The organism is Streptomyces sp. CC53 (genome assembly GCF_001865245.1).
Taxonomy (GTDB): Bacteria; Actinomycetota; Actinomycetes; order Streptomycetales; family Streptomycetaceae; genus Streptomyces.
Window position 1 is genome coordinate 40,532 of record NZ_MKXB01000193.1, and the last position, 10,917, is coordinate 51,448.

Sequence of the window (10,917 nt, forward strand, 5' to 3'; positions counted from 1 at the left end):
TGTGCCTACTGCGCCGTGCCCGTCACTTGGACGAGGCGCCCGGCACCTTGACGATCAGCGCGTCGCCCTGGCCGCCGCCGCCGCACAGCGCGGCCGCGCCGACACCGCCGCCGCGCCGCTTCAGCTCCAGTGCCAGGTGCAGCACGATACGGGCCCCGGACATGCCGATCGGGTGACCCAGCGCGATCGCGCCGCCGTTCACGTTCACCTTTTCCGGGGACACCCCAAGGTCCTTCATCGACTGCACGGCCACGGCGGCGAACGCCTCGTTGATCTCGATCAGGTCGAGGTCGCCGACCTCCAGGCCCTCCTTCTTCAGGGCGTGGCGGATCGCGTTGGACGGCTGCGACTGCAGCGAGTTGTCCGGGCCGGCGACGTTGCCGTGGGCGCCGATCTCCGCGATCCACTCCAGGCCCAGCTCCTGGGCCTTGGCCTTGCTCATCACGACCACGGCGGCGGCGCCGTCGGAGATCTGCGAGGACGTGCCCGCGGTGATCGTTCCGTCCTTGGCGAAGGCCGGACGGAGCTTGCCCAGGGACTCCACGGTGGTCTCCGCGCGGATGCCCTCGTCCTTGGCGAAGACGACCGGGTCGCCCTTGCGCTGCGGGATCTCCACGGGGGTGATCTCGGCCTCGAACAGGCCGTTCTTCTGCGCGGCCGCGGCCCGCTGGTGCGACAGGGCGGCGATCTCGTCCTGCTCGGGGCGGGCGATGCCGAGGCGGGTGTTGTGCTTCTCCGTGGACTCGCCCATGGCGATGCCCTCGAAGGAGTCGGTCAGGCCGTCGTGCGCCATGGCGTCCAGCATCTGGACGGCGCCGTACTTGAAGCCGTCGCGGGACTTCGGCAGCAGGTGCGGGGCGTTCGTCATGGACTCCTGGCCGCCGGCCACGACGACGTCGAACTCGCCGGCGCGGATCAGCTGGTCCGCCAGGGCGATGGCGTCCAGGCCGGACAGGCACACCTTGTTGATGGTGAGCGCCGGGACGTTCATCGGGATGCCGGCCTTGACGGCGGCCTGGCGGGCGGGGATCTGGCCGGCGCCCGCCTGGAGCACCTGGCCCATGATCACGTACTGCACCTGGTCGCCGCCGATGCCCGCCCGGTCCAGCGCGGCCTTGATGGCGAAGCCGCCGAGGTCGGCGCCGGAGAAGGACTTCAGGGAGCCGAGCAGCCGGCCCATGGGCGTGCGGGCGCCCGCGACGATGACGGAGGTGGTACCGGTCGTTCCAGACATGAGGACGATCCCCTTCCAGCCTGGGGGGCTGCGGAGTGAACGAGGGTTTACCGTCAATGTACTGAGCGGTACCTGCCTCGGTCACCGGGCGGATGGTGTGACGGCGCGCACGTTGCGTAACCGCTCAAGGGAGCGCTCCACTGGTCACATGCTCACGAGAATCGACCACATCGGGATCGCCTGCTTCGACCTCGACAAGACCGTCGAGTTCTACACAACGACCTACGGCTTCGAGGTGTTCCACACCGAGACCAACGAGGAGCAGGGCGTCCGCGAGGCCATGCTCAAGATCAACGAGACGTCCGACGGCGGCGCCTCCTACCTCCAGCTGCTGGAGCCCACCCGCGAGGACTCCACGGTCGCGAAGTGGCTGGCCAAGAACGGCGAGGGCGTCCACCCCACATCGCCTTCGGCACGGCCGACGTGGACGGCGACGCCGAGGCCGTCCGCGCCAAGGGCGTGCGGGTCCTGTACGACGAGCCGCGGCGCGGCTCGATGGGCTCGCGGATCACGTTCCTGCACCCCAAGGACTGCCACGGCGTGCTCACCGAGCTGGTCACGTCCGCCGGGTCAGCCTCCGGCTCCGAGGCTGAAGTCCCCTCAGCGGAGCACTGACCGCCCGATTCCCGGCCCGGTAGAGTGGGCGGCTCCGGGCCGGGGCCGGAGCGGGGCCGCGCCGCGGTGCCGTCGCCGTCGGGTCGTCGCCAGGCTGCCGAAAAGCGCCGCGGGGCGCCGATCTGACACCATTCCCCGGGGGGGCCGTTCGCCGGCGGACGGTACCCCTGCAAGGAGAGTTCGCGACCAGGGGACGGATGGGACCGCGCAGTGCGGGGCTACGAACGCCAGGAGAGCCACCGGGCTGACGACGACCACCTTTCGCGGTTCGAAGCCGAGATGGACCGGCTGAAGACCGAGCGGGAGAAGGCCGTCCAGCACGCCGAGGACCTCGGTTACCAGGTCGAGGTCTTGCGCGCCAAGCTCCACGAGGCACGGCGCACCATCGCGTCCCGCCCTGCCTACGTCGATCCGAACGAGGCCGGCTACCAGGCCGAGCAGATGCTCCGCACCGCCCAGGTGCAGGCCGAGCAGATGCGCTCGGACGCCGAGCGCGAACTGCGCGAGGCCCGCGCCCAGACGCAGCGGATACTCCAGGAGCACGCCGAGCACCAGGCCCGCCTCCAGGCCGAGTTGCACAACGAGGCGGTGCAGCGCCGCCAGCAGCTCGACCAGGAGCTCGCCGAGCGGCGGCAGACCGTCGAGGCCCACGTCAACGAGAACGTGGCGTGGGCGGAGCAGCTCCGCTCCCGTACCGAGCAGCAGGCCCGCCGGCTGCTGGAGGAGTCCCGCGCCGAGGCCGAGCAGGCCCTGGCCGCCGCCCGCGCCGAGGCGGCCCGGCTCGCCGAGGAGACCCGCCAGCGGGTCGGCTCCGAGGCGGAGGCCGCCCGTGCCGAGGCCGAGGCGATCCTGCTGCGCGCCCGAAAGGACGCCGAACGGCTCCTCAACGCCGCGTCCGCCCAGGCCCAGGAGGCCACCAGCCACGCCGAGCAGGTCCGCACCGCCACCACCGCCGAGGCCGACCAGGCCCGCCGGCAGGCCACCGAACTCAGCCGGGGCGCCGAGCAGCGCATGCAGGAGGCCGAGGAGCGGCTGCGCGTGGCCCGCGCCGAGGCCGACAAGCTGGTCGCCGCCGCCACCGAGGACGCCGCCAAGCGCCTGGCTGCCGCCGACTCCGCGAACGAGCAGCGCACCCGTACCGCGAAGGCGGAGATCGCCCGGCTCGTCGGCGAGGCGACGAAGGAGGCCGAGGCGCTCAAGGCGGAGGCCGAGCAGGCCCTCGCGGACGCCCGTGCCGAGGCCGACAAGCTGGTCGCGACGGCCGCCGAGAAGGCCCGTACGAAGGCCGCCGAGGACTCCGCCGCCCAGCTCGCCCAGGCCGCCCGCAGCGCCGAGGAGATGCTCGGCAAGGCGTCCGAGGAGGCCCAGGCCACCACCCGCAAGGCCGGTGAGGAGGCCGAGCGGATCCGCCGCGAGGCGGAGGCGGAGGCGGACCGGCTGGTCAGCGAGGCCGCCGGCACCGCCGAGCAGCTGCGCGGCGCCGCCAAGGACGACACCAAGGAGTACCGCGCCAAGACCGTCGAGCTCCAGGAGGAGGCGCGGCGGCTGCGCGGCGAGGCCGAGCAGCTGCGCGCCGAGGCCATCGCGGAGGGCGAGCGGATCCGGGCGGAGGCCCGCCGCGAGGTCGTCCAGCAGATCGAGGAGGCCGCGAAGAAGGCCGAGGAGCTCCTCACCAAGGCGAAGTCGGACGCCGACGAGCTGCGCACCGCCGCGAGCGCGGACAGCGAGCGGGTCCGCGCCGAGGCCATCGAACGCGCCACCGCCCTGCGCCAGCAGGCCGAGGAGGCCCTGGAGCGCACCCGCGGCGAGGCCGAGCAGCTGCGCGCGGACGCGGAGGAGCAGGCCGCGTCGGTGAAGGCTGCGGCGGAGGCCGCCGCCGAGGCGCTGCGGGAGGAGACCGAGCGGGGCATCACCGCACGCCGGGCGGAGGCCGCCGAGGAGCTGGCGCGGCTCCAGTCGGACGCCGAGGCGCGGCTCGTCTCGGCCGAGCAGACCCTGTCCGACGCCCGCGCGGAGGGCGAGCGGCTGCGCCGGGAGGCCGCCGAGGAGACCGAGCGGCTGCGCGCCGAGTCCGCCGAGCGGCGCCGGGCGCTCCAGGAGGAGGCCGAGGCCGAGGCGCAGCGGCTGCGCACGGAGGCCGCGGCGGACGTCTCGGCCGCGCGCGCCGAGGCGGAGAACACGGCGGTGCGGCTCCGGGCGGAGGCGTCCGCGGAGGCGGAGCGGCTCAAGGCGGAGGCGCAGGAGTCCGCGGACCGGCTCCGCGCCGAGGCGCAGGCCGCCGCGGAGCGGCTGAAGGCGGAGGCCGCGGAGGAGCTGGCGGCCGCCCAGGAGGAGGCCAACCGGCGCCGCCGGGAGGCCGACGAGACGCTGGGCGCCGCGCGGGGCGAGGCGGACCAGGAGCGAAGCCGCGCCCGGGAGCAGAGCGAGGAGCTGCTGGCGTCGGCCCGCAAGCGGGTCGACGAGGCGCAGGCCGAGGCGCAGCGGCTGGTCGAGGAGGCCGAGCGGCGGGCCGCGGAGATGGTCGGCGCCGCCGAGCAGACCGCCCGCGAGGTGCGGGAGTCCGTGGCGGGCCTCCAGGAGCAGGCCGAGGAGGAGATCGCCGGGCTGCGGTCGGCGGCCGAGCACGCCGCGGAGCGCACCAGGACGGAGGCCCAGGAGGAGGCCGACCGGGTCCGCGGCGACGCGTACGCGGAGCGGGAGCGGGCCTCGGCGGACGCCACCCTGCTGCGGGACCGGGCCCGCGAGGAGTCCGAGGCGGCGAAGGCGCTGGCCGAGCGGACCGTGCGGGAGGCACTGGAGGAGGCCGAGAAGACCAGGTCGGACGCGGCCGAGTACGGGCAGCGGGTGCGGACGGAGGCGTCCGACGCGCTGGCCTCCGCGGAGCAGGACGCGGCGCGCACCCGGCAGGAGGCCAGGGGCGACGCCAACCGCATCCGGTCGGAGGCGGCGGAGCAGGCGGACCGGCTCGTCACGGAGGCGTCCGCCGAGGCGGAGAAGCTGGTCTCCGACGCCACGGCCGAGGCCGGGCGGGTGACGGCCGAGGCGGCCGCGGAGGCGGACCGGGTCATCACGGAGACGGCCGCCGCTGCGGACCAGCTCGCCACCGAGGCGGCCGAGGTCCTGGAGGAGGCGCGGGAGGAGGCCGCGCGGCTGCGCACCGAGGCCGAGCAGGTCAAGGCCGACGGCGAAGCCGAAGCCGAACGCCTGCGCGAGGACGCCCGCGCCGACGGCGAACAGGTACGGGAGAAGGCCCGCATCGAAGCGGACCGCCTCCTCGACGACGCACGCAAGGACGCCGACAAGCGCCGCTCCGACGCCGCCGCCCAGGCCGACGAACTCGTCACCAAGGCCGCCGCCGAAGCCGAACGGCTCACCGCCGAGGCGGCGGACGAGGCGGAGCGGCTGCGGGCCGAGGCCGCCGAGACGGTCGGGTCGGCCCAGCAGGCGGCGGACCGGATCCGCAAGGAGGCCGAGCAGCACCTCAAGGAGACCGAGGAGACGGCCGACCGGGTGCGGGCGGACGCCCGCGCCGAGGCCGACCGTCTGCGGGACGAGGCGCGCGAGGACGCCGGCAAGCGGCGGGCCGACGCGGCCGAGCAGGCCGACCAGCTCGTGGCGAAGGCCCAGGAGGAGGCGCTGCGCGCCACCACCGACGCCGAGGCGCAGGCCGACACGATGGTGGGCGCGGCCCGCAAGGAGGCCGAGCGGATCGTGTCCGAGGCGACCATCGAGGGCAACGCCCTGGTGGAGAGGGCCCGTACGGACGCCGACGAGCTGCTGGTCGGGGCGCGCCGGGACGCCAACGCCATAAGGGAGCGCGTCGAGGAGCTGCGAGCGCGCACCGAGTCGGAGATCGAGGAGCTCCACGAGCGGGCCCGGCAGGAGAGCGCCGAGCAGGCCCGGGTCGCGGGCGAGCGCGCCGACAAGATGGTGCAGACGGCCGAGGAGAAGCTGGCGCAGGCCGAGGCGAAGGCCGAGGAGCTGGTGGCGGACGCCAACTCGGAGGCCAGCAAGGTCCGGATCGCCGCGGTGAAGAAGGCGGAGGGCCTGCTGAAGGAGGCCAACCAGAAGAAGGTCGACGTCAACCGCGAGGCGCAGCAGATCAAGGAGAAGGCCGAGCAGGAGGCGGACGCGCTGCTGGCGGCCGCGCGCCGCGAGCTGGAGGTGCTGGAGCGCCGCCAGGAGGACATCAAGGGGGAGATCTCCCGTGTCCAGGCCGTGCTGGAGGCGTTGGAGAGTTTCGAGGCGCCTGCCGGAAGTGGCGGCAAGGAGGGCGGCAGCAGCACCAAGGCGGCGGCCGGAGCCGGGGGTACCCGTACGGGCGGCAAGTCAAACGCCGGCTAAGCCACTCAAAAGGCTGGACATTCTCCCAATCAAACGGTCATCCGCTCGATGACACGCCGCTGCGGCCCCTAGGATTCCCCCTAACACCTCACCGGTCTCATTCGACAGGAACCCCATGAGCGACACTTCCTCCCCCTTCGGCTTCGAGCTCGTGCGGCGTGGTTACGACCGCGGTCAGGTGGACGACCGCATCAGCAAGCTCGTTGCCGACCGTGACAGTGCTCTGGCCCGTATCACAGCTCTGGAAAAGCGCATCGAGGAACTGCACCTCGAAACGCAGAACGCACAGGCCCAGGTGAGCGAGGCCGAGCCGTCGTACGCCGGCCTCGGCGCCCGGGTCGAGAAGATCCTCCGGCTGGCCGAGGAGGAGGCGAAGGACCTGCGTGAGGAGGCGCGTCGCGCCGCCGAGCAGCACCGTGAGCTCGCCGAGGCCGCGGCCCAGCAGGTGCGCAACGACGCGGAGACGTTCGCCGCGGACCGCAAGGCGAAGGCCGAGGACGAGGGCGTCCGGATCGTCGAGAAGGCGCAGGGCGAGGCGAACCAGCTGCGCGCCGAGGCGCAGAAGGACGCGCAGTCCAAGCGCGAGGAGGCGGACGCCCTCTTCGAGGAGACCCGGGCGAAGGCGGCGCAGGCGGCGGCCGACTTCGAGACGAACCTCGCGAAGCGGCGCGAGCAGTCGGAGCGTGACCTGGCGTCGCGTCAGGCGAAGGCGGAGAAGCGGCTCGCGGAGATCGAGCACCGGGCGGAGCAGCTGCGCCTGGAGGCCGAGAAGCTGCGCACCGACGCGGAGCGCCGGGCCCGCCAGACCGTGGAGACGGCGCAGCGGCAGGCCGAGGACATCGTGGCCGACGCGAACGCGAAGGCGGACCGGATCCGCAGCGAATCGGAGCGCGAGCTGGCGGCGCTGACGAACCGTCGCGACTCCATCAACGCCCAGCTGACCAACGTCCGCGAGATGCTGGCCACGCTGACGGGTGCGGCCGTCGCCGCCGCGAACGTGCCGGGCGACGACGAGGTCACCCGCGGGGTGCCCGCCCAGCAGTCCCGCTGAAGCAACGACGCCCTGACCGGCGGGCCCCCGGCCCGCCGCCCCCGGACGCCGGAGGAGCTGGCCACCAGCCCTCCGGCGTCCGCGTGTTTCCGCCCCGCACCCGGACCCGCCGCACACCGGTACGCGCGGACGCGGGACGTGCGGCGAGGTCGGGCACGCGGCGTGGCACGGCGCCCGGCCGGACCCCAGCGGGCGCGAGTGCGGGCCGGAGCGCGGGCGGTGAGGATGCGGGCCCTGCGGGTCGAGTCGGGCCGGGGGAGGAGGGCAGGGCGGGGGGAGCACGGAGCGGGAGCAGGGAGGGCAGGGCAAGCAGCAGACAGCGGGGAGCTGGAACGAGAACGGGCAGCTGAAGCGCGAGGGGCGAGGGGCGAGCGGCGAGCGGCGAGCGGCGAGCGGCGAGCGGCGAGCCGAACGAACCCCTGCGGGCGCTGCATCGGGCCGGGACGGGTGTGGGTGGCGGGGCGGTCAGCGGGGCGGTACGGGGGCTCGGGTACGCCCTACGGGACGGGCGGGGCGGGAAGGCGAGCCCGGCAGCGGCGCCCGAGGCGGCCGAGGTGGCCGTGCGGGCAGGCCCCGGCAGGGGACACACGTCCCCGGGGTGGAGCGGGCCCGGCCGGCCGACGCCGGACGGCAGGCACCCGTGTCCGCGACGCGCGCGGCGCGCGGGCGGAGCGGCGGGGCGGTCCGTGCGGTCGGTCCCCCCGGATCTCCCGTGCAAGGACGTCCACCGGACAGGGACCTCCCGCGTGCGGGGCCCCTCGGGGCGGGACCTCCTCGTGCGGGGCAGGGCACGTGGCGGCACGCGGGACGGCGCCGGGGCGGAGCCCCCTGCCGTGGGGCAGGACGCGGACGGGCGCCGAGAGGGCGGGGGTGTGCGGGCCGTGCGTCGCCGACCGAGCCGGGTGCGGACGGCGGGCCGGCGCGCGGGTCCCGGGGGCTCGGTGCCGTCGGGGGTCCTCCGGGGCCGCTGGCCCCGTGAGTTCGGGCGGGCCGCCCGGTAGCGTCCGCTCCCCCGTCCCCGTAGCGTGGGTGCATGATCGAGATCGAGGGCCTGACCAAACGTTTCGGCACGAAGACAGCCGTCGACGACCTCACCTTCACCGTCCGCCCGGGGGTCGTCACCGGCTTCCTCGGACCGAACGGGGCGGGCAAGTCGACGACGATGCGCATGATGCTCGGCCTGGACGCCCCGACCAGTGGCTCCGTGCGGATCGACGGGCGGCACTACCGGGAACTCGACGAGCCCCTGAAGGACATCGGCGCGCTGCTGGACGCGAAGGCGGTGCACGGCGGTCGCAGCGCCTACCACCACCTGCTGTGCCTCGCGCAGTCGAACCGCATCCCCGAGCAACGGGTCCACGAGGTGCTCGACATCGTGGGACTGTCGTCCGTGGCGCGCAAGAAGGCCAAGAACTTCTCCATGGGCATGGGCCAGCGGCTGGGAATCGCGGCCGCCCTGCTCGGTGATCCGCGCATTCTCCTGTTCGACGAACCGGTCAATGGTCTGGACCCCGAGGGAATTCACTGGATCCGCAATCTCTTCAAAGCACTCGCCGCCGAAGGCCGGACGATCTTCGTTTCCAGCCATCTGATGAGCGAAATGGCACTCACTGCGGACCACTTGGTGGTCATCGGGCAGGGCCGACTGCTTGCGGACACCTCGATGGCGGATTTCATCGCGCGCAACTCCCGCAGCTACGTACGGCTCCGCTCCCCGCAACGGGAGCTTCTGCTCGACGTCCTGCGGGCCGAGGGGCTGACCCCCGTGGAGGCGGCAGGCGGGGTCCTGGAGGTCGACGGGGCGACGACGGAGCGCGTCGGGGAGCTCGCGGCCGAGCACCGCGTCGTGCTGCACGAGCTCAGCGCCCAGCACGCCTCACTGGAGGAGGCCTTCATGAGGATGACCGCCACGGCGGTCGAGTACCACGCACAGGACACAGCCCCGCAGCCCACGTGGGGCGCGGGCGTGAAGGGGGCTTGAGGAAGTCATGGCATCCGTACCCGCAGTGCTCCGCTCCGAGTGGACCAAGATCCGTACGGTCTCCTCGACCGTGTGGACGCTGACCGGCGCGCTGCTCGTCACGGTGGCGATGGGCGCCGGCATCAGCGTGCTGATGAACGTGACCTTCGACCAGTTGTCGGACGTGCAGCAGCTCACCTTCGACCCGACGGTGGTCAGCTTCTCCGGCATGGTGCTGGGACAGCTGGCGATGGTGGTCTTCGGGGTGCTGGTGGTCGGCACGGAGTACAGCTCCGGCATGATCCGCACGTCCCTGGCGGCTGTGCCGCAGCGCGGCGCGTTCCTCTTCGGCAAGGTCGCCGTGGCGAGCGCCCTGGCCCTCGCCGTGGGCCTGGTCACCAGCTTCGTGTCGTTCTTCGTCGGACAGGCCCTGCTGGGCGAGCACCGGACGACGATCGGCGCGGACCACGTGCTGCGCGCGGTGATCGGCGGCGGGCTCTACATGGGGCTCATCGCCGTGTTCTCGATGGGCGTGGCGGCGATGCTGCGCTCCCCCCTGCTGTCCATGGGCATCCTCGTGCCCTTCTTCTTCCTGGTGTCGCAGATCCTCGTGGCGGTGCCGAAGGTGCAGGAGGTCGCGCGGTACTTCCCGGACCAGGCGGGCTCCGCGATCATGCAGGTCGTGCCCGGGGGCCTGGGGCAGGACCCCTTGCCGTACGGTCCGTGGGGCGGACTGGGCATCATGGTGCTGTGGGTGGTCGCGTCCCTGGCGGGTGGCTACCTGGTGCTGAGGAAGCGGGACGCGTAGCCGTCCGCAGTCGGTACGTCGCCGTGCGTGGCGCGTGCGGGCCGTTTTCCGCATGAGGTGGAACCGCCGGGTGCGTACCCTGCTCTTACCTCCTACGGGTGACTCCACGGTGTCCCGCGACGCTGCTGCCCGTTGTCGTACCGATCTGTCGATAGGGCTGAAGAATGATCGAGGCAGTCGGCCTGACCAAGCGCTACGGCGCCAAGACCGCCGTCCAGGACCTCACCTTCCAGGTGCGGCCCGGCGCCGTCACGGGCTTCCTGGGGCCGAACGGCTCCGGCAAGTCGACGACCATGCGCATGATCCTCGGCCTCGACCGGCCCACGGCCGGCCGCGTCACGATCAACGGCCGCACCTTCCAGGAGCTGCCGAACGCGCCCCGGCACGTGGGCGCCCTGCTGGACGCGCGCGCCATGCACGGCGGCCGCACGGCGCGCAGCCACCTGCTGGCGCTCGCCCAGCTCTCCGGCATCCCGGCGCGGCGCGTGGACGAGGTGCTCGGCGTCGTGGGGCTGCAGGACGTGGCGCGGATGCGCACCAAGGGCTTCTCCCTCGGCATGGGGCAGCGGCTCGGCATCGCCGCGGCGCTTCTCGGCGACCCGCAGGTGCTGCTCTTCGACGAACCGGTCAACGGCCTGGACCCCGAGGGCATCCTCTGGGTGCGGAACCTGATGAAGGCGCTGGCGGCCGAGGGCCGCACGGTCTTCGTCTCCTCCCACCTGATGAGCGAGATGGCGCTGACGGCCGAGCACCTGATCGTCATCGGCCGGGGCCGGCTGCTGGCCGACATGAGCGTCAGGGAGTTCATCGCGGTGAACTCGGCGGGCTTCGCCCGGGTCCGTACGCCGCAGGACGCGCCGGAGCAGCGGGACAAGCTGACCGCCGCGCTCACGGAGGCGGGCGGG

The 10,917-nt window shown here is 73.6% G+C and carries 6 protein-coding genes and 1 pseudogene; 6 read left to right on the plus strand and 1 reads right to left on the minus strand.

Features of this window, described 5'->3' with window-relative positions:
* Window positions 1-22: 22 nt before the first annotated feature.
* Complete coding sequence (locus BJP40_RS24845) at window positions 23-1,234, minus strand: acetyl-CoA C-acetyltransferase (RefSeq protein ID WP_071282508.1); 1,212 nt, start codon at window positions 1,232-1,234, stop codon at window positions 23-25.
* Window positions 1,235-1,382: 148 nt separating this feature from the next.
* Here BJP40_RS24845 and mce point away from each other — a divergent pair.
* The 6 genes and pseudogenes from mce to BJP40_RS24875 form a co-directional block, all read left to right on the plus strand.
* A pseudogene (gene mce, locus BJP40_RS24850) lies at window positions 1,383-1,849 on the plus strand (methylmalonyl-CoA epimerase).
* Window positions 1,850-2,059: 210 nt separating this feature from the next.
* Complete coding sequence (gene scy, locus BJP40_RS24855; RefSeq protein WP_071282509.1) at window positions 2,060-6,193, plus strand: polarized growth protein Scy; 4,134 nt, start codon at window positions 2,060-2,062, stop codon at window positions 6,191-6,193.
* Window positions 6,194-6,308: 115 nt separating this feature from the next.
* Entirely contained in the window at window positions 6,309-7,244 is a 936-nt protein-coding gene (locus BJP40_RS24860) for a cellulose-binding protein (RefSeq protein WP_071264046.1), read from the plus strand.
* A 1,033-nt stretch (window positions 7,245-8,277) separates the two neighbouring features.
* A complete protein-coding gene (locus BJP40_RS24865; RefSeq protein WP_071282510.1) occupies window positions 8,278-9,225 on the plus strand; it encodes an ABC transporter ATP-binding protein in 948 nt (315 codons plus the stop codon).
* Between the two features lie 7 nt (window positions 9,226-9,232).
* Complete coding sequence (locus BJP40_RS24870) at window positions 9,233-10,012, plus strand: ABC transporter permease subunit (protein WP_071271427.1); 780 nt, start codon at window positions 9,233-9,235, stop codon at window positions 10,010-10,012.
* A gap of 164 nt (window positions 10,013-10,176) precedes the next feature.
* Window positions 10,177-10,917 (plus strand): ABC transporter ATP-binding protein (locus BJP40_RS24875; RefSeq protein ID WP_143066024.1); only part of this gene is annotated, 741 nt, incomplete at its 3' end.